19 protein-coding genes, 1 tRNA gene and 2 pseudogenes are annotated in these 24311 nt (G+C 40.5%); 7 read left to right on the forward strand and 15 right to left on the reverse strand.

Annotation, left to right across the window (positions count from 1 at the left end):
• Positions 1 to 83: 83 nt before the first annotated feature.
• The 12 genes from CHB62_RS05490 to dnaN all read right to left on the reverse strand — a co-directional run bounded on the left by CHB62_RS05490 (position 84) and on the right by dnaN (position 14725).
• On the reverse strand, positions 84 to 647 hold the full coding sequence (locus CHB62_RS05490) for a lipoprotein (protein WP_089366013.1): 564 nt from the start codon (positions 645 to 647) through the stop codon (positions 84 to 86).
• The gene (locus CHB62_RS05495; RefSeq protein WP_240616252.1) at positions 644 to 2959 is read right to left on the reverse strand and encodes an RHS repeat-associated core domain-containing protein; all 2316 of its coding nucleotides are present in this window, start codon (positions 2957 to 2959) and stop codon (positions 644 to 646) included. Before CHB62_RS05495 ends, CHB62_RS05490 begins: the two co-directional genes overlap by 4 nt.
• 276 nt (positions 2960 to 3235) lie before the next feature.
• Entirely contained in the window at positions 3236 to 3703 is a 468-nt protein-coding gene (locus CHB62_RS05500) for a hypothetical protein (protein WP_089366014.1), read from the reverse strand.
• Entirely contained in the window at positions 3700 to 5769 is a 2070-nt protein-coding gene (locus CHB62_RS15185) for an RHS repeat-associated core domain-containing protein (protein ID WP_240616243.1), read from the reverse strand. The genes CHB62_RS05500 and CHB62_RS15185 overlap by 4 nt, the downstream gene beginning before the upstream one ends.
• A 321-nt stretch (positions 5770 to 6090) precedes the next feature.
• Positions 6091 to 6561, reverse strand: coding sequence for a hypothetical protein (locus CHB62_RS05510; protein ID WP_141240403.1), 471 nt, complete (start codon positions 6559 to 6561; stop codon positions 6091 to 6093).
• Positions 6562 to 6969: 408 nt separating this feature from the next.
• Positions 6970 to 7044, reverse strand: a tRNA-Arg gene (locus CHB62_RS05515).
• An 88-nt stretch (positions 7045 to 7132) separates the two neighbouring features.
• Positions 7133 to 8815, reverse strand: coding sequence for a tetratricopeptide repeat protein (locus CHB62_RS05520; protein ID WP_089366016.1), 1683 nt, complete (start codon positions 8813 to 8815; stop codon positions 7133 to 7135).
• 20 nt (positions 8816 to 8835) lie between these two features.
• Positions 8836 to 10509, reverse strand: a complete 1674-nt coding sequence (gene recN / locus CHB62_RS05525) for a DNA repair protein RecN (RefSeq protein WP_089366017.1) — start codon at positions 10507 to 10509, stop codon at positions 8836 to 8838.
• A 63-nt stretch (positions 10510 to 10572) separates the two neighbouring features.
• Positions 10573 to 11457, reverse strand: coding sequence for a type IX secretion system protein PorD (gene porD, locus CHB62_RS05530; protein ID WP_009011232.1), 885 nt, complete (start codon positions 11455 to 11457; stop codon positions 10573 to 10575).
• The gene (gene coaBC / locus CHB62_RS05535) at positions 11435 to 12646 is read right to left on the reverse strand and encodes a bifunctional phosphopantothenoylcysteine decarboxylase/phosphopantothenate--cysteine ligase CoaBC (RefSeq protein ID WP_089366018.1); all 1212 of its coding nucleotides are present in this window, start codon (positions 12644 to 12646) and stop codon (positions 11435 to 11437) included. Before coaBC ends, porD begins: the two co-directional genes overlap by 23 nt.
• A gap of 4 nt (positions 12647 to 12650) precedes the next feature.
• Complete coding sequence (locus CHB62_RS05540; protein ID WP_089366019.1) at positions 12651 to 13505, reverse strand: 3'-5' exonuclease; 855 nt, start codon at positions 13503 to 13505, stop codon at positions 12651 to 12653.
• Between the two features lie 95 nt (positions 13506 to 13600).
• Positions 13601 to 14725, reverse strand: coding sequence for a DNA polymerase III subunit beta (gene dnaN, locus CHB62_RS05545; protein WP_089366020.1), 1125 nt, complete (start codon positions 14723 to 14725; stop codon positions 13601 to 13603).
• A 210-nt stretch (positions 14726 to 14935) separates the two neighbouring features.
• Here dnaN and CHB62_RS05550 point away from each other — a divergent pair, with 210 nt between their 5' ends.
• Positions 14936 to 15340, forward strand: a complete 405-nt coding sequence (locus CHB62_RS05550) for a DUF3127 domain-containing protein (RefSeq protein ID WP_089366021.1) — start codon at positions 14936 to 14938, stop codon at positions 15338 to 15340.
• A 126-nt stretch (positions 15341 to 15466) separates the two neighbouring features.
• Here CHB62_RS05550 and CHB62_RS15515 read toward each other — a convergent pair.
• Both CHB62_RS15515 and CHB62_RS05560 read right to left on the reverse strand, forming a co-directional pair.
• Positions 15467 to 15682, reverse strand: a pseudogene (locus tag CHB62_RS15515) (hypothetical protein).
• Positions 15676 to 16573: pseudogene (locus tag CHB62_RS05560) on the reverse strand (IS1380 family transposase); the annotation flags it as partial. The pseudogenes CHB62_RS15515 and CHB62_RS05560, both read right to left, overlap by 7 nt.
• 158 nt (positions 16574 to 16731) lie before the next feature.
• Between CHB62_RS05560 and CHB62_RS05565 the strand changes: the two are divergent.
• From CHB62_RS05565 to CHB62_RS05585, 5 genes are read left to right on the forward strand one after another with little or no spacing between them, the layout of a single operon-like run.
• On the forward strand, positions 16732 to 17358 hold the full coding sequence (locus CHB62_RS05565) for a CDP-alcohol phosphatidyltransferase family protein (protein WP_004360929.1): 627 nt from the start codon (positions 16732 to 16734) through the stop codon (positions 17356 to 17358).
• 27 nt (positions 17359 to 17385) lie between these two features.
• Positions 17386 to 18426: a patatin-like phospholipase family protein gene (locus tag CHB62_RS05570; RefSeq protein ID WP_089366022.1), complete on the forward strand. Its 1041-nt coding sequence runs from the start codon at positions 17386 to 17388 to the stop codon at positions 18424 to 18426.
• Positions 18423 to 19178 (forward strand): SDR family NAD(P)-dependent oxidoreductase, encoded by a 756-nt coding sequence (locus CHB62_RS05575; RefSeq protein ID WP_089366023.1) that lies wholly within the window; start codon positions 18423 to 18425, stop codon positions 19176 to 19178. The genes CHB62_RS05570 and CHB62_RS05575 overlap by 4 nt, the downstream gene beginning before the upstream one ends.
• Positions 19160 to 20452 carry a phosphatase PAP2 family protein gene (locus CHB62_RS05580; protein WP_089366024.1) on the forward strand — a complete coding sequence of 431 codons (1293 nt, stop codon included), beginning with the start codon at positions 19160 to 19162 and terminating at the stop codon, positions 20450 to 20452. Before CHB62_RS05575 ends, CHB62_RS05580 begins: the two co-directional genes overlap by 19 nt.
• Positions 20433 to 22130, forward strand: coding sequence for a bifunctional alpha/beta hydrolase/class I SAM-dependent methyltransferase (locus CHB62_RS05585; protein ID WP_089366025.1), 1698 nt, complete (start codon positions 20433 to 20435; stop codon positions 22128 to 22130). The genes CHB62_RS05580 and CHB62_RS05585 overlap by 20 nt, the downstream gene beginning before the upstream one ends.
• Positions 22131 to 22150: 20 nt before the next feature.
• Here the strand turns inward: CHB62_RS05585 and CHB62_RS15580 are convergent, their stop codons facing one another.
• Positions 22151 to 22426, reverse strand: a complete 276-nt coding sequence (locus CHB62_RS15580) for a DNA glycosylase AlkZ-like family protein (protein WP_497023416.1) — start codon at positions 22424 to 22426, stop codon at positions 22151 to 22153.
• Between the two features lie 441 nt (positions 22427 to 22867).
• On the opposite strand from CHB62_RS15580, the gene CHB62_RS05595 reads away from it, so the two are divergent.
• Complete coding sequence (locus tag CHB62_RS05595) at positions 22868 to 24034, forward strand: IS4 family transposase (protein ID WP_240616242.1); 1167 nt, start codon at positions 22868 to 22870, stop codon at positions 24032 to 24034.
• Positions 24035 to 24311 lie beyond the last annotated feature (277 nt).

Raw genomic sequence — 24311 nt, forward strand, 5'->3', positions numbered from 1 at the left:
CGACCAGCACGATTATACTTAGTCAACCCTTAAAAACCTTATATATTTCTGATTTACAGTAAATTATATTTCAAATTATTTGTTTATATATTATATGTTAAGGTGGCTGTCTGGATTTTTCCCATTTTTTCGAATGTAAGCAAATAAATTCTCATATAAGGAAAGTCTTCAACATACCATGATTCAGAGTAGCTCATTCTTGTACTATCTGAATCAATATACGAAAAACCTATTTTAGCTGCTTTTTGTTTCAATTCTTCTATATAAGTCTGATTGCCGATGAACACTATAGAGTCCATTAAACGTCCGAGTGATGGATCATCCAAAGTCTCTTTGAATATTATGCCAGTGGCATTCTCATTATCTATTTCGATGTGCCTTTCACCCTTATAAGTTAAGTCGTTGGAACCTATAAAATATCTATAATGGATGTTCCCATATCTCAACATTAATTTGCAAGTGTCATTATAGCAAACCAAGAAGTTGGAGATGCTGTCTTCTACGTCTTTAGTAACGTTAAAGGCTTTTCTATGGATATTTTGATAATATCCGAAAACTCGTAAGAAGTCAGCATGATGGTTTTCTTGGTTGCAACCAGTGAGATATACAACAAAAACTATAAAGAAGAATAACTGTATTTTTCTCATCTTATATTTCTTTTTCGACTTGATTTATTTGCTAAAATAACTCGATTATAGGCATCGGGGATTGGGAGTCCAGCGTAGGTAGTGCGTCTGTATCTATTCCCTTCAGAACTTTTGATATGATTCTCAAATGCGACGGTGTTAAATTCGTCATATGTAAAAGAGTGGCCTGGAACTTTATTGTTATTAGCAATGTAGTTCATTTTGTCATATGCATGCTTTAGCTCGTGACCTATTATGTCTGTATATGATGTATTAAACTTACGTAGTTCGGAGCCCTTTCTTAAATCATAAGCGAAGTCTAAGTAAATGTCAAATTCTCTCGAATTGATTGCATGAGTAAAGCTTCCTCTGTGCTGTTCAAAATTGTTGATAGTGACCGACGAACTTCTGTTAAAAGTAACCTCTTTCTTTGAATTAACTATGTCATTGAAAACTGTTTCTATAACGGGATCTTTGAAAGAGTCAAGTTGTTTTAGGGACTTAAGAGTAATAGTCATAATATCATTTGACTTTCCGCTAACAGTTATTGGTTTTCCAATTGCAACAAATTTATTCTTACCTTCATTGAAGACTACATCTTCGTAGTTATAGAATCTTCCATTTAGATAAGTATAAAACTTCTTTGAGATTGTATTATAATAATTTATTCGATTACCGTCAGGGTCAATAAGTTTTACTGGGTTACCAGCGCAATAGATGGACGAGCCGATGTTCTGATACTTCTCCGCTAATGGATCCACCCCATACCACAGACTTGTAACAGGATTCATATACCTTGCACCATAATAGTACAAGCCTGTTTCATCATCAAACTGTTTGCCGTTGAACTTATATGGCAGTTCTTCACTGCTACTGTGCTCATCAACTAATAGTTCACCGTATGGAAGATATGCATCATATTGAGTGATGTTGGCTTTATCGTCTGTAATGTAAGACGTGCTGCCGAGGTGATCACTGTGATAGAAGAAGGTTTCTTCTTTCGTAGTGTCATTAGGGATGTAGCCATAACCAGCCTGTGGATCATCAGGACTACTTGGGTCATTCCAGCTTACAGGAGCACCGGGGTTGGTGCCTGGTGTGGTGTTAGGGCGTGGAGTCTGAATCCAACCCTGTGGCACATCATGGTTGCCGAGTTCGGTGAGGACGGCATTATAACCTACACCCGTGTTCTCTGGATCACCATACGCACCCTTCTCTGTCGGTACACCAGGGGCTACACCCACCTTCTTATAATACGCCTCTTTCTGTGTCTGAATCTGATTCATACGCTCAGCATAGTCCTGCTGACCAGCCGTTACGTATGAACCGTTGCGTCCATAGACGTTATTGAACAATCCTGTACCGATACGGCTGGCGATTCGTTTGTCACCAATGAAGTAATGCTTCGTGAATCTATTCTTGTTAACAGAGAGGATACTTGCAGGATAAAGCGTGAAGTTATCCGTCTCGTGGAATGTGATACCCTGTGGCGCACCATTGATATACACACCTTCCATTGTTCCATAGCTCTTCATAATACGTTCACCAGTAGCGTTGTAAGTATAACGACTCGTCTTGCCGTTATCGCTTAAGACCATCAGGCGGTTATCCTCATCCCAATACATCTCACGGGTAGTATTCGCCGAATCGTTCGTTACTAATGTTGGGTTACCATTAGCATCGTAGGTATAATGGTCGTGACCAATCTGCGTTGGAGCTGTCGGATGGTTACTGTCCTCATACTTATAAGCAAAGTTATAAGACTTAGCAGTTGTCGTTGAGTCCATTTTCTGTACCTTAGTGAGCGGTTCACTCATCCGTCCGAACGACATCACCATATCATACGATGCACGCTTAGCCTTACCGCTGGCATGAACAAGGCGATTCAGTTCGTCATATTCATACGTATGCGAACTCTTTCCTCCCAGCTTCGCCTTGTTGAGTTTCGTCAGCGACGTTGGGTTGGCAGCATTTGTGATACCGAGGATATTATCCACAGCATCATAGCGGTACCTGTTCTCCATCACAGTCTGACCATCCGCTGTAAGGTTCATCACCTGCAGACGTTCACGCTGCTTGTCGTAGGAGTAGGTGGTCTCCGTGCCGTTACCAAGCTTCGTATAGACCGTATGACCCTCCTTATCGTAACCTATCCTGTCAACAATAACGCTCTGACGTCCCTGTTTATTGCTCGTCATGCTCTCCACCTGTCCGGCAGCATTGTAGTGATAGGTTACCACTTCACCGTCAGGATAAGTCATTGTCTGCACACGGTTCCAGCTGTCATACGTAGCACCATAGACATAAGTCCTGATATCCGCCACACTCGCCATCACCGTACGGACGGTCTTTGTCACCTCACCCTGTCTGCCGTAGTAATACGCTTCACCACCCGAAGCATCCTCAACGAGGGCAAGACGACCGGCACGGTTATACTTATCGCCAGCCTTACCATAGGTATAAGTAACACGGTTGAAGAGATTTTCTGGATAAAGCACCTCATGCAGCCGCTCGAAGTCGTAGGTGTAAGAGATATAACCCTTGTCAGATATCGACTTCCTAAGCTCTGCCGTGAGCTTCGTCAGGAGGTTACATACATTTTATATTTTTTAATTATTACTAATTTGATATTTTATTAAAGTATTATCCATACAATGAATTTCAATTTTACCACAATTATTTTCAATTTTATTGTATGTGTCAGGTAATGATATTGTTTTTATGACTTCATATTGCTTTATATCTATAACAAAAACTTCTAATTCAGTAGCTACAAATATCTTTTTGTCATACATAACCATTTCGCAAAAAAGATACATTAAATCCAAACACATAATCCTATGTTTTTTTCTAAAATCATAAATAGCAAAATTTTGGTCAATTCCTATAGCATATACTTTAGGATATATTTTTAGGAAGTCAGGTTGTAATAAGTCGCTTGACCAAGCTATTTTTGCATAAAAATTGCCTTCCACTAATTTCCCATATATTCGATAAGAATCATTATGGGAATCATCAAAAACTGAATCATAATTTAATTTTTTATATGTAAAATAGTTTATAATCTTAAGTTTCATTTCTTTTTAAATATTTTGGGAATGATTGTTGTTACTTTTGGTGCTTTTGTCATATCTCCGCCAGCATAGAAAAAACTAGTTTGAATCTGACCTTTCTTACCAATATTTAAAACTTTATTTATTGTAATACCATATTTATTAGTGCTTCTAGAAACTTCAGTTCCTTTGACTAATGTTGTAGCAAATATTTTTGCTAATTGCTTTTTAGAACTAATACCTAAGGCGGTTAATTCCTTCAGGTTTTGAGCAGATCTTTGGACATTATGCACATTGCCTTCAACTACTCTGCCGAAGAAATAATCAAATTTACTCTCCGCAACTGTGAATTCTGCAACTTTAGTTCCTTTGTTAAGCACTTTAAATAAGCCTGCTCCACCACCAACTAGCCCTAAACCGATGTCTGAAAAAGTTGCTATACTATTTGCTGTATTGTCACTAGCTCCAGCAAATTTTACACCAGCTTTAATTCCTTGAAAGGTAAATGAATCAACTTCTTTACCTGTCCAAAGTTGTCTTACACCAGCCTGAACATCATCTACCCCATGGACTACAGCTATTCCCCCTACAACAGCACCTACTCCTGACCAAGATGTAGCAATACCTCCTGTAATACCAGCTATTATTTGTAGACTACCTCCAATTACACGTAACCCTCCTGTAAATCTATTCCAACCAGGTCCTCGCCCATCAGGATCAATCAACTTAATTGGGTTGTCAAAAGTATAGACATATCCACCAGTAGTTGTATATTTCTCCGCTAACGGATCCACCCCATACCACAGACTCGTGATGGGATTCATGTACCTTGCACCATAATAGTACAAGCCTGTCTCGTCATCGAACTGCTTGCCATTGAACTTATACGGCAGGTCTTCACTGCTGCTGTGCTCATCAACTAACAGTTCACCATATGGCAGGTAAGCATCATACTGGGTGATGTTGGCTTTATCATCAGTTATGTAAGATGTTGAGCCGAGGTGGTCACTGTGATAGAAGAAGGTTTCTTCTTTCGTAGTGTCGTTTGGAATATAACCATATCCAGCCTGTGGGTCATCAGGGTTGCTTGGGTCATTCCAACTTACAGGTGGACCGGGGTTGGTATTCGGTGTGGTGTTGGGGCGTGGAGTCTGAATCCAACCCTGAGGCACATCATGGTTGCCAAGTTCTGTGAGAACGGCATTATAACCAACACCCGTGTTCTCCGGATCACCATACGCACCCTTCTCTGTAGGTACACCTGGAGCTACACCCACCTTCTTATAATACGCTTCCTTCTGTGTCTGTATCTGATTCATACGCTCTGCATAGTCCTGCTGACCAGCTGTTACGTATGAGCCATTGCGCCCATAGACGTTATTGAACAGACCTGTTCCTATCCTTGAAGCGATACGCTTGTCACCAATAAAATAATGCTTTGTAAAGCGATTCTTATTGACAGAGAGGATACTTGCTGGATAGAGCGTGAAGTTATCCGTCTCGTGGAAGGTGATACCCTGCGGCGCACCGTTGATATACACACCCTCCATCGTTCCGTAACTCTTCATGATACGCTCACCAGCAGCATTGTAAGTGTAACGACTCGTCTTACCGTTATCGCTTAAGACCATGAGGCGGTTATCCTCATCCCAGTACATCTCACGGGTAGTGTTCGCCGAGTCGTTCGTTACCAGCGTTGGATTACCATTAGCATCGTAGGTATAATGGTCGTGACCAATCTGCGTTGGAGCCGTCGGGTGGTTACTGTCCTCATACTTATAAGCAAAGTTATAAGACTTAGCAGTTGTCGTTGAGTCCACCTTCTGCACCTTTGTGAGCGGTTCACTCATCCGTCCGAACGACATCACCATATCATACGATGCACGCTTCGCCTTACCGTTTGCATGAATAAGACGGTTCAGCTCATCATACTCATACGTATGCGAACTCCTTCCTCCTAACTTCGCCTTGTTGAGTTTCGTCAGCGACGTTGGGTTGGCGGCATTCGTGATACCGAGGATATTATCCACAGCATCATAGCGATACCTGTTTTCCATCACAGTCTGACCATCCGCTGTAAGGTTCATCACCTGCAGACGTTCACACTGCTATCCTAAGTATAGACTTATCTATTCCTTTATTATACTTTGATAGACTGTATCTTTCCAAACTGTAAATGAGGACATTATATACCGACTCATTAGAGCCAATATTTGCTGAACGTCCTTGCGAAAAAGCCCCGAAGCCTATACCTTCATTAGGCCAACTCAACTATACAGAATGGCGTGAAAGAAATGATAGAGTTGAATTCTTATACATTCAGTGGTTCACTTCTCCTACAGATTGAATCTACCTTTTGACAACAAAGGTAATGAATCAACCTTGTTTCACAAAAAGATTTTATATATTGTTTAAGTCTCTTGCTGTAAACGTAGATTACCTTCTATTATTTGAGGTGGTGTCTGAGGCTTAAAAGCCATTAAGATTGAAGACTTTTCCTTAATAACATCATCTAATATATAGATATCATCGTCGATTAAACAAGATAAGCCTGTGAGAAATTCACAAATCTTATTATGAACATTCAAACTATTTACAAACCGAACATCAATATCCATTTCTAATTGTTCTGTACTATTTAAGTACCATCTAATAACAGGTTTATTATATAAGAAAACAGTTATTATTTGATTATGAACACCATGTTCTATACAGTCTGCAAAATCTTTAATACTCTCTTCCATAGAGAGGAAAGGGGTTTTACAGATATAGTTGTAGATAGCTGTCATAGCACCTCTCTTAAGATGAAAAGCAATTATATCTCTTACATAATCATCATTAGTATAATATATATGTTTCTTTATTTGATACCAGTCCATCATAACCATCTTATTTGTTCTTAAATATCTGAATCTATCAGATTATCCTTCATGACTTATATTAAAGCCATCTCCAATAGCTTTATGATAAACAGCTCTTATTCCATTAGGCTCTATATCAAACATCTAATACATAGACGTCGTACGTTCCTGGGAATTCTCATAAAGAGAAGTTAGCTATATATTAATAACAAGACCGCAATATTTGTATAACAAGTAATATCATCCAATAAACAAAGATAAACAAATATTGGTAAATAAAAGTAGCTATCAGTAAGAATTAATAAGCCTAATAAAAAATCCTCTTTATTATCGATGCCACCAGTACTTTAGCTTGTAACACTATAAACACTCTGATAATAAAAATAAAAAAAGGAACATCCTTGCGGATATTCCTCTTATAACACTCAGTGATTCCGTTGGGGTTCGAACCCAAGACCCACAGCTTAGAAGGCTGTTGCTCTAATCCAACTGAGCTACGGAACCATCATGCGGGTGCAAAGGTACGGAATAAATTCGGTTCTGCCAAATTCCATTCCTTCAAATTTCATACCTATTAAACTATCTTGTCAAATTATTTATATTTCTGTAAAAACGTATCGGCTTGTGTATTACCAAGTTCCTTTGCTTTTTGAATATTCTTTATTCCAGACTCTTTCTGTTTACTTTCGCATTGTGCTATACCCAAGATAAGGTATGCATCAGGCTGAGTATCATCAAGTTGGATTGCTTGTTGAGCAGCACTCATAGCAGCATCAAGCTTATTTAAACGTAACAAAAGGCTTCCTGCCTCCGTTGGGTATAATGCTTCTTTAGGGTCAAGTCGTGATGCAACAAGAATGTCTTGTAGTGCCTGCTGCCACATACGTCCCTTCACCTCACACTGTTCACGCATATAATAGAATGCTGCGCCAAGACGTCCTTGATTAAAATATTCATACGTATAATAATCTTGTACAGCCTTTCGATACTCCCCCATCTTCTCCAGCTGTTGTCCACGTGTATAGAAATATGGTGCAGAAGTAGATACGTATGGTGTATCACAAAGTTCGATACTCTTATTGAGCAAGTCGAGAATCTCCTGATCAGTACCTCCCAGATGTTGGCGACTCTGTGCCATTTCCAAATACAACTCTGGATTATTAAATTTCGTCTTAGTTAGTGCCTCAAAGTCTGTATAAGCCTTTGCATAATCACCCTTTGCATAAGTAATTTGTGCTTGCAAATGGCGATAAGCATCATTGGCTTTTGCAGATTGAGCCTTTTGGACTTCATCCAAAGCCTTATCAAGTGTCCACCCAATAGCTTTAGCTTTTTCCTCAAACTCAGGGATAAACGCATTACGATAAATAAGACGAGCAAAATTATAGTGAGCTTCATCCTTTGCAGTAACCTTTCCAATAGCAGTCTGCATTGTTTTATCAGCATTTGCGACCTCACCTTTAGCAATCTGTATGTTCGCTAACGCATAATATCCATCATTTGACTGTGGGAACTTAGTAATAAATTCGTTGACAATAGCCTCATGTATATTAGCAGGCTTCTCTGAAGAAAGCATCAAAGCAACAACAGCCTCTTCCAACGTGTTAGGTAAACCGATTCGTATATCACTCTGTCGAAGCGTTACATCATTCTGTGAAAGACCCTTAAGAACAAACTCCTTCGCATAGTTAGCATCCGTGGAACTCTGGGAGTCACCAGATTTATTGTACAAACCTATAACCTGTCCCTTTTTATCAAAGACCGGAACACCATTCATCTTATCTGTTGCAGATGAGCTTAAAATAGCATAGTTATACTTATCCATGAATTTTTCAACGCTTGTCACATTGGCTTTCTCAGCATTTCCACTTTTAAGTATAGGAGTAAGCCAAACCTCGTCACCTGCAGAAACAGTTGTTGCTAAAGGTGCAGCAGCAGTCTTACCACTCACTTGAAACTTTGCTATATCATAGATTTCATTCGCACCAAGCAGACATTCCACGTCATGCTTCTGTCCCTTCGAATCTACAATAACAGCTTTATCAGCACCTATAAAAGGCTTCCATGGACTGACAGCAATACCATCAGTACTTATGCAAACACCATTAGAAGTTGCCAAAATACTGCCATCTGCCTTAAAAGTTGTCAATGTAAAGGCTGCATCTGCAGCTTTCTTCACAGCAGCAGGCTGTGCGAAAAGGCTTGTAGACACACCAAACACAAGTGAAATGGCCAAAATTAAAGTTCTTAGTTTCATGTTCATTCTTTCTTTCATTGTATGTTTTTAGTAAGGTGTTATTTTTTCTTCTTGCTTAATTCTAACAGTTCACGAGCATTCTGTAAAGCTGCATCAGAGATATCAGCTCCCGAAAGCATCTGTGCTATCTCTGTCACACGCTGCTCTTGTGTCAACTCACGCATGTGACTACGAGTACCTTCTGCTGTTTCTTCTTTCTCAACCTTATAATGTGAGCTACCCAAAGCAGCAATCTGTGGAAGATGAGTGATAGAAATAACCTGACGATTATTATCGCCCATTTCTTGCATGATGAGTGCCATCTTCTGTGCAATCTTACCACTAACACCAGTATCAATCTCATCAAAAATAATTGTTGGTAACTTCACTGCTCCACTTACCATTGCCTTTAACGACAACATCACACGAGCAATCTCACCACCGGAAGCCACCTGTGCTACTGGTTCCATAGCTGTACTTGTATTGGCAGAGAAAAGGAATTGAACCTTGTCTGCGCCATCTAATGATAGAGCCTTAGGCGACAAATCAACCTTAAACCTAACATTAGGAATACCGAGCGGTATAAGACGGCTCTTCATCTGTTCTTCAACAATCTTTATAGCTTTATGTCTTAGCCCTGTTAACTTCTCTGCTTGCTTTTCACAAGCTACAAGTTTTGCTTTCACATCTTGTTCAAGTAAATCCAGTTCTTCGTCGCTATTATCGATATTCTTAAGCTGTTCTGCAATATTATCACGAATCTCGATGAGCTCCTTCTCTGTAGAAACATGGAATTTCTGTTCAAGTGTATTCAGTAAGTCAAGCTGCTGATTGATACTATCTAAGCGTGAAGGGTCAAAGTCGATATTCTCAACTTCACCACTGACCTCACCTGCAATATCCTTCAACTCTATATGTACTGATGACAGTCGTTGTATCAGTTCTTGTGCTTTAGGATACACCTTCTCTATATCGCTAAGACTATCCAGACTCTTTCCAAGCTTACTAATAACTCCACTATCATCATCATTCAGCAGATTATCAGCTTCATAGAAAGCTGTTTTGATATCTTCAGAATGTGAGAGAGTCTCACTCTCCTGCTCCAACTCTTCTTGCCTGCCTTCTACCAACCCTGCGTTATCCAATTCACTAAACTGAAAACGCATAAACTCTTCGTTTTCCTGTGCCTTTGAGATCTGTTCTTTCACACTTAACAGACGTCGTTCAGCCTCTTTATATTGCTGAAATGCTGAACGATAAGCAGCCAGTTCCTTACTGTCTTGAGCAATGATGTCTATAACATTCAGTTGAAAATCATCCTTCTGTAACAATAAGTTTTGATGCTGTGAATGAACATCTATTAGCTGCTCACCCAATGCACGCATCATCTGCAACGACACTGGCGTATCATTAATAAAAGCACGAGACTTGCCCGTAGCCGTTAGTTCACGACGAACAATTGTATCTTCTGGCTCGAAATCAATATCATGTTCTGCAAAGAAAGAATCAAAACCATAGTTAGAAAGGTCAAAATGTGCTTCAATAGTACATTTCTTCTCTCCTTGTTTAATTTGTTTGCTATCAGCTCGATTACCTAACAATAATCCAATAGCACCAAGGATAATACTCTTTCCTGCACCTGTTTCACCAGTAATAACCGAGAAACCAGAATGAAAGGCTATATCCAACTGGTCTATCAACGTGTAGTTTTTTATATATAGATGTTTCAGCATATATTTATCAATAATACTAAGTGAAGTTAGAATATAGGACTATTTCATACTACAATAGAATTACTACTGTTTTATTTTGTCCCATGTAATGTTCTGACTGGCATTGATGCCAAAGAGGATATCATAAACTGATTCCTTTTCTTTCTGTGTACCTTTCCCTTTGTATATATTAGCCAATTCGTCCTTTTTATAGTCTGTCCATATCTGTGGTAACATACTTATCGGGCGATTGTCATGTGCTTTCTTTAAGTCATTTTCCAATGCAATAGTTATGTTTGTACGTCCACGTTCAGCATTGTTAGCCATCTCGTCCAATCCTGTTCTGTAATAGTCATATTGTAACTGGCGAAATGGTTTCATTGCACCATCAAGATAGTCATTGATGATAGCAAACCGATTACGTGAATTATCAAAAGCTTTCCAACCCGTAAAGTTAAGATTCTGTGCATTATTCGTCAGAACCATACAACGTTGAAGAATATCTTCACCACCCATAGGAGCGAAAGAGTCTAAATCTAAGCCTATGATAAGATAAGCATAATAGGCTATCAGAGCTGTCAATTGATTATCTATATTCTCCTCATTAAACTCAATCTGATCGAATTGAGCAAAGGTGAAATTGAAATCACCATCCTGATTGTTATAGAGCGTAGAAGTGTAGGCTGCATTATAAACAGGGCGGTTCGCCTGAATTAAAGCCGTACAGGTGAAAAGGTTATTACCTGGGTCATACTTACTAACAGTAATATTAAAGTTACAGTTTATACGTTCCTTTCTTTGAAACTGATAATGAGTCCATTGACGAGTATTAATAAACTGTTCTAAAGTCTGTTGTAAATTCTCAAAGACAGAAGCATCCGTACCCTGAATCTGATTATGATTCACGGTCACTTTCGCATTCAACTCTTGTGCTGATAATTCTCTATTAGAGAATAGCAACAAGCTCATCAATAATATCACGAGCCACTTCTGCCTTTGGTTTCTTTGCATAACGCTTCTTACCTTCTTTGTTGATAATCGTTATTTGGTTATCATCTGCCTGAAAAGTTGTCCCTGGTATCCTCGTTGAATTCAATACGATGAAATCAGCATTCTTCTTTTCCAACTTTCTTTGAGCATTATTTTCTTCTTCATTCGTCTCCAGTGCGAATGCAACAATGCGTTGACTCTTTTCCTTCATACGCCCTATTGTCGCAGCAATATCCTGTGTTGGCTTCAGCTTTAAGACTAAGTCGTCACCTACACGCTTAATCTTTTCTTCTGCAATCGCCTCAGGTCGGAAGTCAGCAACAGCTGCACAAAGTATCGCAGCATCGCAATCAGGAAATACTCTGACAGCAGCCTCAAACATTTCCTTGCAACTTTCAACATTTACTCGTTGGATGCCATCAGAACACGTAAGGCTTACTGGTCCTGCTACAAGCACCACTTTTGCACCACGTCGGGCACATTCCTCAGCTAAAGCGAAGCCCATCTTACCAGACGAATAATTACCTATAAAACGTACTGGGTCAATCTTTTCGTATGTAGGACCAGCTGTTATAAGAATTTTTTTATCTTTTAGGTCATATAAAGCAGACTGTGACTCAGATGAAACAGAGAAGAATTTGTCTAATGCCTTGACGATATTCTCTGGCTCTTCCATCCTCCCTTTCCCTTCCAGACCACTGGCAAGAAAACCGCTACCTGGCTCTATTATATAATTACCAAAGCTACGCAATGTCTCTATATTCTTCTGTGTAGAAGGATGCTTATACATATCTAAGTCCATTGCTGGCGCAATAAAGACAGGTGCTTTCATAGAGAGATAGGTAGTAATAAGCATATTGTCAGCTATTCCATTTGCCATTTTGCCTAACGTTGCAGCTGTACAAGGTGCAATGACCATAGCATCTGCCCATAGCCCAAGGTCTACGTGAGAATTCCACGTACCATCCTTCTGTGAGAAAAACTCACTTACGACAGGTTTATGTGTCAAGGCCGACAATGTGATAGGGGTAATAAATTCTTTACCAGCAGGGGTGATAACCACCTGTACCTCTGCCCCACTCTTTATCAGCTCACGAATAATAAGACAACTCTTATAAGCCGCTATAGAACCTGTTATGCCTAAAACTATTTTCTTCCCTGTCAACATCACCTTATCTATTATTGAACTCTCTTAGTCGAATACGCGTCAAGACCTGCTTTGTGTTATAGGTGAAATCGCTTGCAAGCATCCAACTATAATAACCAGGATCTTTGTGTAATACCTCAGCTACATCCCAACCTTTGTATTTACCAAAGTTAAACACTTCATGTCGGCGTGGTTTTCCTGTAGCATCCAATAGCTGATTACCATCCTTATCTGTCATATCACGCCACACCATACGACCAGCAAAGTCTACAAAATCATTCATTTTTGAGAACTCTGCAAGCTCATCCATGTCATTATTCAATGAACGCTCTGCTTCTTCTTGCTTACCAGGAGCATACATATCAAGCTCACCCTGTAGAACACGCCATGTGGCCTCAGTATCCTGATCAGCTCTATGCGCTTCGAAATCATCCTCCATTTTCCTACCACAATAGAACTTATATGCTGCAGCAAGATTGCGACGTTCCATCTTGTGATAGATATTCTGTGCATCAATAAGGCGACACTTTGAGAAATCAAAATCAACACCCGCACGTAAGAATTCTTCTGCCAACATCGGAACATCAAATCGATTGGAATTAAAGCCAGCAAAATCACATCCTGCAAACTTCTCTGATAATTCCTTTGCCTTCTGCTTAAAGGTAGGCGCATTAGCCACATCCTCGTCCGAAATACCAGTTAACAACGTTACTTCTGCAGGTATAGGCTTCCCGGGATTGATAAAGATATTCTCTCTTTCTTCCCTTCCATCAGGATAAACCTTGATGTAAGAGATTTGAATAATACGGTCGTTTACAAGGTCAAGCCCAGTTGTCTCCAAATCAAAGACTATCAATGGCTTTGTCAAATTCAGCTTCATACGTTTGTGTATAACCCTATATATAATCATAAAGGAGAATGGCTATATAGAGATACACAGCCATCCCCCCAAATAAGATTTATTTTATTACTCTTTTAATCGCTTAATAGCATCGGCATAATCAGCATGAGAATGTCCTCATTCTCTGGCTGTTTGTCTGGTACAATAACACCAGCACGAGAGGGATCTGCCAACTGTATAATGACATCATCACTCTCAATATTATTCAAAATATCGAGCATACTTGAACCCTTAAAGCCTATGCTCATAGGATTACCACCATATCCACAGATAACACTCTCCTTTGCACTTGTTGCGAAATCAATATCTTCAGCATTCAACTCCATCAGACCAGCTGACACATGGAAGCGAATTTGCTGAGAAGAATCGCTCGCAAACGGCAACACACGACGCAAAGCACCAATCAAAGTCTTACGATCAATCGTGACTTGGTTAGGGTTGTCTTGAGGAATTACACTATTATAATTAGGATATTTACCTTCTATCAAACGGCAAGAAAGATTACCTTCGGCAAAAGAAATCTCTGCTGAACGCTCATCAAAACGAATGATAACATCTCCACCATCCTTTGCCAACACATTCTTCAATAATGAAGCAGGCTTTTTAGGTAGGACAAATGAGGCTGGAGTATCACTCTTAATAGAGAAAATCTTATTCCTTACAAGTCTGTGCCCATCACTGGCTACAACAGCCAAAGCATCTTCCTTCAAATCAAAGTAAACACCATTCATAACTGGGCGAAGCTCATCTTGCGCTGTTGCAAAGAGTGAACGTGTCAGACTATCAGACAACATCTCAGCTTGAAGTGTGATCGTTGTTGCATTCTCAGACACTGATTGAGCCTTCGGATACTCATCTGCTCCAAGAATAGGGAAATTATATGAACCATTCTGATAGGTAACATATATCTTCATCTCATCCAAATTAACATCCAATGTTAGTGGTTGTTCTGGAAGTTCTTTCACAGCATCAAGAATCGTATGATTGTTCACTGCGAAATCACCTTCGCCCTCACAATTCTCAAGATTCAATGTCCCACGCATGACATTCTCACTGTCAGACGCTGTTATTGTAAGCTGTCCATCATGGACTTCAAACAAGAAACAATCCAAAATAGGCAGAGAGTTCTTACTATTTATTACTCGAGAGAGAGTCAACAACCGGCTGCTCAATGCAGTACTTGAAAGGTTAAATCTCATTAGTATGTATTTTAGTTAATATTCATATTATGTATATCCGAATTAAGACACCAGACTTCTCATCATAGTCGTCTTTCTTCTTCATCGTACAAAAATACAAAAAAGCGCCGTGAAAAACAAAAATTAAGTATAAAAGTTTCGGTTTTTAGAACTATTTTAGTAATTTCGCAAACAGAATAAAGTATTAAAATAACCAAAACAAGTAGATAAATGGATTTACAAGGAAAAGTAATCGCTGTCCTCCCTGCACGTGAAGGAACTTCTGCTCGAGGACCATGGAAGTCACAACAGTATGTCATCGAAACCCATGACCAGTATCCAAAAAAGATGGTCTTCGATGTTTTTGGCGCTGATAGAATTGAACAGTTTGCTATTAAAGCAGGTGAAGAACTCAATGTTAGCTTCGATATTGATGCACATGAATACAACGGTCGTTGGTTTAACAATATTCGTGCATGGAACATTCAACGTGTTGATGCTACGGCTGTAATGGCTGGTGCACCTGCAGCAGCTGCCCCTATTAATCCGCAGCCAGCACCTGCAGCAGAATCACAACCAGCCCCATTCCCTCCTGCACAGCCAGAGGAGAACTCTACAGATGACTTACCATTCTAATAAAATTACACTATTTTCTGATATAGATAAAGACAGACTCTCTGATTTTGTAGAGTCTGTCTTTTTGTTTTAACAGATATTCTTATTACTAAAAATCTTAACTTTATACCTTATTATATGGTGATACTATGAGTTGTAAACACAATGTCTATAAAAGCAAAACCTATTATCAAATTTATAGTACCTCAAATCCGCAACTAAGCCTTTCAACATCCTTATTGCATTTACACATCCTCTCATTACTGAATTTGCAGATAATTTGAATTTGAAACACCCACTTCTGCATACAATATCCCCTTACCCCACAATGTGACTTGAGGCAATACGCAGTATTATTCCCAAAAATCCTGCATACCATCCATCCGTTTCTGTCTTTGAATCACAAGTCGGTATGCTTTACTCTTCCACTTCTCAACAAGGATAGAGTTCAATTCAAACTCAATGCCATTGATTTCCTCTGTTTTCCAGCCTTTGAGAGCAAAGGTGTCATTGTAGATCGAACTGCAGCGGTTAGCACGGATATAGAAGGACTTGCTGTGTTTTTTTTTCCTCCACGATTTCCTTGGAGCATGCTCCACAATCAGTTCTGAAGCGATTGATAATGAGTCCATTCTGTTCAAATCTCTCAAAGAACCTCTTCTGCGTGTTCTTCTGATGGAAACGAACATTTGTGTTACCATTGCTATTCTCTATACCGACTATCAAATCGCCAATAACCGACACGCCAGGGCGATAACCAAAGAATTTCTTGTATGTAGGCTTTGCATCATACTTCTCTATCTCTATGATCTGATGGTCGAAATCAACATCATACATCTCACTCCCTTTCAGTTGGCCAGATGCAAATATACAATTGAGCAATAAAGTATTGAGAGTGTCAGCCGTATTGAAATCGTAGGTCTTGCCCATATCTGATGTGTATGAAATGTTTTCTTGCGTCAACTCCTTTATCGCTCTGAGGATAGTATCAGAGCTACAAGTGCGAAGTGTCAGATGAAGCGAGAGGTGGTTCATCAAATGAGTAGTGACATCCTGGGGTACATGATCCGCCACAGAAGTAGATACTCATGAGAGAACGAATGATTTCGCTGTACTGATAACCGAACGATCTACACCTTAGACCGAGGGTTGAGTCGATTACAGATGATAATGTGTGGAGTCAAATTGCTCCATGATTGAAAATAACACCCCAAAAGGAGTGAGTCTCTCAGATTTAATTTGTATCTTTGCCATGTCCATCGTCGGATTCTCTTTTTTTTTTGAAACACTAAGATAAGTGAAAACTCTGACATGGCAAAATCCTGAGCAACTTTTTGTTGCTCTGGTACTTAAAAAATTTAATTTATAATAGTGTTGCGGAATTAAGAATGTTCATGTAAAACAAAGTACTTATGATATCTGTCTATTCCATCAAACCGCAGTTTCAACGGGTGTTAACGCCTATTTTAGAGTTGTTGCATCGTGCAAAAGTTACTGCCAACCAAATCACCTTGTGGGCTTGTGTCCTCTCACTTGTCATCGGCATTTTGTTTTGGTTTGCGGGCGATGTGGGTACATGGCTCTACCTTTGCCTGCCTGTGGGACTGCTGATACGTATGGCCCTGAATGCCTTAGACGGCATGATGGCTCGTCGTTACAATCAAATAACCCGAAAGGGAGAGCTGTTAAACGAAGTGGGTGATGTCGTTTCGGACACCATTATTTATTTTCCGCTGTTGAAGTATCATCCCGAAAGTCTTTATTTTATTGTGGCTTTCATTGCCCTCAGCATTATTAATGAATACGCAGGAGTGATGGGAAAGGTGCTGTCGGCAGAACGACGGTATGATGGTCCGATGGGCAAGAGCGACCGTGCTTTCGTTCTCGGCCTCTACGGGGTGGTCTGTTTGTTTGGTATAAACCTTTCAGGATATTCTGTTTACATCTTTGGGGTTATCGATTTGTTGCTTGTACTCAGCACGTGGATTAGGATAAAGAAGACGTTAAAAGTAACCAGGAATTCGCAAACGCCTGAGTAAACTGATGGTATTGATAAGCAGTGGAGTATGAAAAAGAAACCTTATCCAACGGTTGCGGTTTTTTCTGGCGGTGGTACACGTTATGCTTTGTATCTCGGCATGTATGCGGCGATGCAACATTATGGTGTAAAGCCCGACCTGCTGATTGCCGCTTGCGGTGGCAGTATCGCTGCCAACATCATCAACTCGTTTGCTACCGACGAGCAGCGAAAGGCCTTTATACAGTCGGAAGAGCTGTATCGCTTTGTGCAAAACACCCGAATGACACGTTTCAAAATGCTGTATAAGATAGGTGTCTATTGCCAGCGCAAGGTGCGAAACACATTCTATGCTCCTTATATAGAAAATATTTTCGATAAATTTATCGTAGACATGCCCACCGACATACGCCCGCTTTTGCCCTCGTTGGCTGTTCGACCAACCCTTCCCACCATCGTAGTAGGTGCCCGATTGTTGTTTGACAGGGCTGACATCGGTAAAGAAAGAAACGGAAGAAAACTTTATCGGAAGGTGCTTTTTACCGATGCCGAGACAGCTAGAAACATCGATTTGCCGGCTGTTAACTGCAATTTTAAAAGCTATGAGGGTAGTGCCATCGACTCGCAAGTTGAGCTGTTTCAAGATGTTCCCTTACCCATTGCCACCCGAATATCTGTTTCGGATATGTTCTACGTTCAGCCCGTGCATTACAAAGGTGCCTATTTTGCGGGCGGAATTATTGATTTGATGCCCATAGAACTGGCCGAACAACTTGGCGAAACAATTATCTTTGAGAAGAAAAAGGGGTTTGGCACCATCGACGAGGCACTTATTAGAGCCGTATTTGGATATAGTGGAAACCGCCGATTGCAAGAAGTGATGACGCATTCGGTGAACTATTGGGTAGACACGGCCGACATGAACCAGGCACTTTCGGGCCATTACATCGAAAAAAACATCAATCTTCTGAAGCTCCAGGTAGAACTGAAACTGCCCAAAACCTATGCCCAGTTTGTAAAAGATATGAACTTTCAATGGCAATACGGATACGATAGGGTTGCCCAACATTTTAAAAACAAACAGGTATGAACATCTTTATTACGGGCGGAACATCGGGTATCGGCTTGGCCTTGGCGCGGTTTTATGCTGCCAAAGGCCATCGGGTGGGGGTGTGCGGACGAAATACGGCACGAATAGACAGGAGTGATGAGGTTAACAAACTGTTGCTTGCATACCAGCTGGATGTGTGTGATAAGGACGCATTAACCGTTGCCGTAGAAGTGTTTTGTGCCGATAAGGGGTTGGACATGATGATTGTTGCTGCTGGATATTACCGTAACGGCGTTACTGAAGAAGTGGATTTTGAGCAGACTTCACAAATGTTGAAGGTTAATATCGCGGGTGCATTGAATGCGATGGAAGTGGCACGAGAAGCAATGAATGCATCCGGCGGACATTTGGTAGTGATTGCTTCGGTGGCAGGATTGTTGCATTATCCGTGCGCAAGCGTATATGCCAAGTGCAAAAGAGCATTGATACAGATAGCCGATGCTTATCGCCGAAGTCTTGCCGACTATCAAATAACGGTTACAACACTTGTTCCGGGCTACATAGACACGCCACGATTGAGAGAGATATACCGTAATGACCTTTCCAAATGTCCGTTCTGCATGCCCTTAAATCGAGCTGTTGAAACAATGACAAAGGCCATAGCGCAGCGCAAAGAACAGGTGGTGTTTCCGCCAAAAATGCGCCTATCCATCGCTTTTCTTTCGCTTTTACCCACTTGTTTGTTATCGGCTTTTATGCACCGAAAGACATTATGGAGCATTCCCAAATAAACAACAAAACTGTATGGACGTGTAAGCGGCCCTTGCCAAACGGTTTGATGCGGCGTTGCGGTATAGATAACAAATGCTTGCAAGTAAGCAAATACATCGCCCTTGTTATTTGTTGGGGTGTATTCTATGCTGTTTATACTTTTGCTGCAAGCTATGCGGCATCGCTTAAAGAGGTGTCTTCGCTTTGCTTTTCGTTTGAAAAAGCCATACCGTTTGTACCTTTTGCCATCTATTTTTATAGCAGTAGTGTGGTGTTTTTTATATGGGTTTTCTTCCTCTGCAATACTTTTCGGCAGCTATCGACATTAAGTAAACGCATCGTTTTTATAACCGTTTTATCGGGAATTTGTTTTATTATCTTTCCGTTAAAACAAAGTTTTGTACGTCCAGAAACAGCCCATATCTTGTTTTCTTTCATCAATACGTACGATACACCTTTTAATCAGATGCCGTCTTTACATATAGGTTATGCCTGCATCTTTTGGAGTGGGGTGCGAAATAGCAGGTTCAGAAACTTACTGAGAATGTGGTTGGTGTTGTTAATGCTGTCTACCCTTTTGGTGTATCAGCACCATTTCATCGATATTACTACCGGTTTGATGGCAGGTTTTCTGACGTTATGGATGTTTCCTTACCGTAAAAAGCGCAACCAACAAATAGCAACGGTTTACTTTTTTGTTGCCGCTGTGGGGTTGACGGCGTTATTGTTTGCCATCGAACATTCGGTTTTAGGAAGTATTTTTTTATTGTGGGGCATACTCGTCTTGCTTTTATTGGGCCGTGCTTATTATCGCTCTAATCGACATTTTCTTAAAGACGACCACGGTTGCATCGGTTTTTTGCGTTATATTTTCTATTTTCCCTATATCGCAGTGTATCGCATATTGTGGTTGTTTTCTCGTCAGGCACCTGTAGAAATTGCACCCAACATCTTCGTTGGAGGCTTGCTTTCATGCCGTTCTGCTCGGAAATTCGCCATGTTGGGAGAGGTTTCGGTGTTCGACCTTTCAGCCGAATTACCCGAAAACGCCTACTTTCGCACATCGGCAGATTACCATTGCTTTCCGCTTTTGGATATTGCCACTATCCCCAAAGCCTGTGAGGAGCGTATTGTAAATACAGTTTTAGAGAAGATGAAAGCCGAAGATGTGCCTCGAAAGCTATATATTCATTGTACAATGGGCCGTTTTCGGAGTCGCCGAATAGGTGAAATGGTGCAGTTAATGATAAGTAAAAATTTAACCAAAGATAAAAATGGAAACAGGAACATTTAAGAGTTTTGACAACGCAGATATTTTTTATAGGGTGTGGAATTACAACCCTTCGCAGAAAACCATTGTGATATTGCATCGCGGGCACGAACATTCGGGACGTTTGCAAGCCTTTGCCGAGAACGAGCAATTTGTGCATTTCAACATCTTTGGCTTTGATATGCGTGGACTGGGGCATACTTCGCAATCCGTTTCGCCCCATTTTATGGACTATGTACGCGACTTGGATGCTTTCGTAAAATACCTCTATGAGCAGTATGGAATTGTTGAGAGAGACATCTTTGTGGTGGCTAACAGCATTGCAGGTGTAATTGTTTCGGCGTGGTGTCACGACTTTGCGCCCCGTATTGCTGGTATGGCACTTCTTGCTCCTGCGTTTACCATTAAGTTATATGTGCCTTTTGCAAAGACGGGAATTGCGTTGGCAGCGCGGCTCTTCAAACACCTAACAGTGCCCAGTTATGTAAAATCGAAGGTGTTGACACATGATGTGGAACAGCAAAAGGCGTACGACACCGACCCGCTAATTACTAGAGAAATTGATGCGCACTATCTCTTGGATTTGCTGAAAGCAGGAAAGCGTATAGTAGAAGATGCTGCTGCCATAACCATACCGACGCTATTGCTCTCTGCCGGTAAAGATTACGTGGTGAAAGACGATATGCAAAAGCGGTTTTTTGTTGACATCAGCTCCACCCAAAAGCGGTTTGTCAAGCTTAAAGGGTTTTATCACGGGCTATTGTTTGAAACGCAACGTGAGCAGGTTTACAATCCTATTGCTGAGTTTATTAACCGCTGTTTCTCACTCGAACAACCGCCGGCGACCTGTATGCCTGATAAATTTACAGTTGACGAGTATAACAAAATGACTTTGAATATGCTTCCCCGAATTGAACGTTGGGGCTTTCGGATGCAGAAATGGATGCTCCATCACTTGGGATTTCTTAGTAAAGGAATGCGTGTGGGACTAAAATATGGTTTTGATTCGGGTATGTCTCTGGATTATGTTTATCGCAACCAAGCACAAGGATGCGGACCAATTGGGCGATGGATAGACAAAGGCTATCTTAACGCCATTGGTTGGCGAGGAGTAAGAATACGACGAGAGCATCTCATCGCAACCGTAGAAGAGCGTATTGAAACGCTTAAACAGCGCAATGAACCCGTGAAAATACTCGATATTGCCGGTGGGACGGGTAATTATTTGTTCGACATCAAACGCAAGTTTCCGGAAATAGAAGTGGTTATAAACGACTTTTCGGAAGCAAATATTGCTTTCGGCGAGGCACAGATACAACAGCAAGGACTTCAAAATATACGGTTTACTCGTCTTGATTGTTTTAATAAAGACTCATATCGACAGCTGAATTTTGAACCTAATATTGTTATTATTTCTGGTATATTTGAGCTGTTTGGTGATAACGAGCTTGTTTGTAAGGCCATCTCTGGTGCTTTATCCGCACTACAACTGGGCGGCTTTTTGGTCTATACTGGTCAGCCTTGGCACCCTCAGTTAAAAATGATTGCTTTCGTATTAAACAACCATCAAGAGCGTGATTGGATTATGCGGCGGCGTTCGCAACGCGAACTAGACAGTCTTTTCGCCTTTTATGGTTTAACCAAATATGGCATGAAACTCGATAACTTCGGTATCTTTACCGTTAGTTATGGAACGAAATAAGTTGTAAACGGGCTTTTTCTTCAGCCGCAGACAAATTTGTTGGGGGCGTTGTTATCAAAGTAAGACGTGTTGATGGCGATGTTTCGGCGTGTCAAAGTCATTTTCCAATTACCCGTCGCCCTACCATTTTGTAGGATAAGGGGAAAGAAAACACCGTTAGTAAATGCTTTGCTGTTGTGAGAAGCTTGCAAAACATCGCCGCGATACTTGTAGGCAATGATGTATTCGTCGTAAGCAGACAGAAAGATAAATCTTTCTTTCTCTTTGATGTCGATTGAAGAAGATTCGTGCAGCAGATAAGTTTTATCGTTGAAAACGACCTTTTAAAACTCTTTTTCAATAATTTCAACGCCCAATCGCGCCTCTTTCACTGACAATCCCGATCACCAACAGGAGTCGTCTAACGTTGCTGGGGCATGACTTCTAAAGTAATTGCGTGCCAAAATGCTCAACGCCTCGTCTTTTGTGGGTAAGGGTATAGGGGCTACTCGCTCGTCTAAGAGCATGTAGGTATGTGCGTTTCCCACTTCAGGGCCGCTGCAAATGAGTGCCTCGCATTCGGCATTCTCCAAAAAAGGTTCATAAAAACAGTGTCCGAAGGTAAGCCTTTTTCAGCCATTCGTTCTGTAATTTGCTGTTTGGCAAGGCTCTTTCCGCCGCTCAACATGTCATAGATATGCTGGTTCGCGGTGTCGTACATCTACTCGGAGAGGGACACTCTTTTATTGCACTTCGTTTTGGAACTTGCATCTCTGAGCCAAGCTCAGGGAGGTGAACACTATATAAAGAAGTTTGACGCATGGCATCATCTTGTCGTCATGCTTTATGCAGTAATGATGCGTTTAGACTCTCTGCGTGAGATAAAGGCCTCTCTCTTTGCTAATGTTAATCGCTTTAATCATCTTGGTTTAAAGCATTTTCCTTATCGAAGTACCTTGTTAGATGCAAACAAACGTCGAGATTCCGAGATATTCGGTTCAATCTATATGAACTTATATGAGAAATACCGCCATGAGCTTTACTCGGACAGCCGAAATTGTGGACAGCCTAAATGGCTGAAGAATCTAAAGATAATAGATTCTACGACAATAAGTCTGTTTTCTAACTTGGTCTTTAAAGGTGTAGGACGTAACCCCAAAACTGGTAAGAAAAAGGGTGGAATAAAAGTACATACAGAGATATTTGCCAATGAGAATGTTCCAAGCGATATCAAGTTCACATCCGCAGCCAGTCATGACCAATTTGCACTTATTCCAGAACGATACGCCAATGAGGAACTGATTGCTTTTGACAGAGCCTATATAAACTATGAAAAGTTCTCTGAACTGACGCAAAGAGGCGTTATATATGTAACTAAGATGAAAAGTAATCTTAGCTTTGAAAGAATTGCTGATACAGATTACCAGATGACTACAGATTATGGAGCTGTACGTATAGAAACCATTCTCTTCCATAAGCATACAAAGGAAAAAGATATCTACCATAAAGCAAGAAAAATCACATATCAGGATAAGACCAAGAAAGGGAAAATCAGATTTATATCACTGCTGACCAATGATTTTCAGATGTCGGCAGAAGATATTATAGCTATCTATAAGAAACGATGGCAAATAGAAACCTTATTTAAACAAATAAAACAGAATTTCCCACTAAGATACTTCTATGGAGAGAGTGCGAACGCTATAAAAATACAAATATGGATTACGCTTATAGCCAATCAGCTTATAACACTAGTGAAGAACAAAATAAAGAGACCTTGGAGTTTCTCAGGCTTGGCAACAATGATAAGAATTCTACTTATGAGTTATGTCTCAATACAAAGATTCTTTGAGCAGCCACATAGAGACTGGGATAGATTGATTACCCAGGTAAAAGCCCCACCAGAAGAGTTGTCATTATTCTAGTGGGGGGGGCTTGGAATTTGAAATTAGAACTAATCATGTGCATTTCAGTAGGATTGAGAGAGAGTATTGCAGCATGTAGAGGTTTTATCGGACAGCAATATTACTTTTTTGAAGCTTATAAGACTATATTAATGTAAACATTATTGCGAGCAATTGATAACCTATTGCAAGCTAATTTGCACTCAGCACCATTTGTGTTTACTATCAGCACAACACGTGCTGGGCACAAACACGATATGTGCTAAATAATAATCCCAAATCGGTTATCAGACCACAA

Origin of the sequence: Prevotella jejuni, from assembly GCF_900187995.1 — a bacterium.
In the GTDB taxonomy this organism is placed as follows: domain Bacteria; phylum Bacteroidota; class Bacteroidia; order Bacteroidales; family Bacteroidaceae; genus Prevotella; species Prevotella jejuni.

Coding starts and splice junctions, on each gene's coding strand:
- CHB62_RS05510 (WP_141240403.1), bottom strand. CDS start 6,561: ATGATGGACTGGTATCAAATAAAGAAACATATATATTATACTAATGAT.
- CHB62_RS05550 (WP_089366021.1), top strand. CDS start 14,936: ATGGATTTACAAGGAAAAGTAATCGCTGTCCTCCCTGCACGTGAAGGA.
- CHB62_RS05565 (WP_004360929.1), top strand. CDS start 16,732: ATGATATCTGTCTATTCCATCAAACCGCAGTTTCAACGGGTGTTAACG.
- recN (WP_089366017.1), bottom strand. CDS start 10,509: ATGCTGAAACATCTATATATAAAAAACTACACGTTGATAGACCAGTTG.
- CHB62_RS05500 (WP_089366014.1), bottom strand. CDS start 3,703: ATGAAACTTAAGATTATAAACTATTTTACATATAAAAAATTAAATTAT.
- CHB62_RS05570 (WP_089366022.1), top strand. CDS start 17,386: ATGAAAAAGAAACCTTATCCAACGGTTGCGGTTTTTTCTGGCGGTGGT.
- CHB62_RS05490 (WP_089366013.1), bottom strand. CDS start 647: ATGAGAAAAATACAGTTATTCTTCTTTATAGTTTTTGTTGTATATCTC.
- coaBC (WP_089366018.1), bottom strand. CDS start 12,646: ATGTTGACAGGGAAGAAAATAGTTTTAGGCATAACAGGTTCTATAGCG.
- CHB62_RS05540 (WP_089366019.1), bottom strand. CDS start 13,505: ATGAAGCTGAATTTGACAAAGCCATTGATAGTCTTTGATTTGGAGACA.
- dnaN (WP_089366020.1), bottom strand. CDS start 14,725: ATGAGATTTAACCTTTCAAGTACTGCATTGAGCAGCCGGTTGTTGACT.
- CHB62_RS05495 (WP_240616252.1), bottom strand. CDS start 2,959: ATGGCGAGTGTGGCGGATATCAGGACTTATGTCTATGGTGCTACGTAT.
- porD (WP_009011232.1), bottom strand. CDS start 11,457: ATGAGCTTGTTGCTATTCTCTAATAGAGAATTATCAGCACAAGAGTTG.
- CHB62_RS05585 (WP_089366025.1), top strand. CDS start 20,433: ATGGAAACAGGAACATTTAAGAGTTTTGACAACGCAGATATTTTTTAT.
- CHB62_RS05520 (WP_089366016.1), bottom strand. CDS start 8,815: ATGAAAGAAAGAATGAACATGAAACTAAGAACTTTAATTTTGGCCATT.
- CHB62_RS05580 (WP_089366024.1), top strand. CDS start 19,160: ATGGAGCATTCCCAAATAAACAACAAAACTGTATGGACGTGTAAGCGG.
- CHB62_RS05575 (WP_089366023.1), top strand. CDS start 18,423: ATGAACATCTTTATTACGGGCGGAACATCGGGTATCGGCTTGGCCTTG.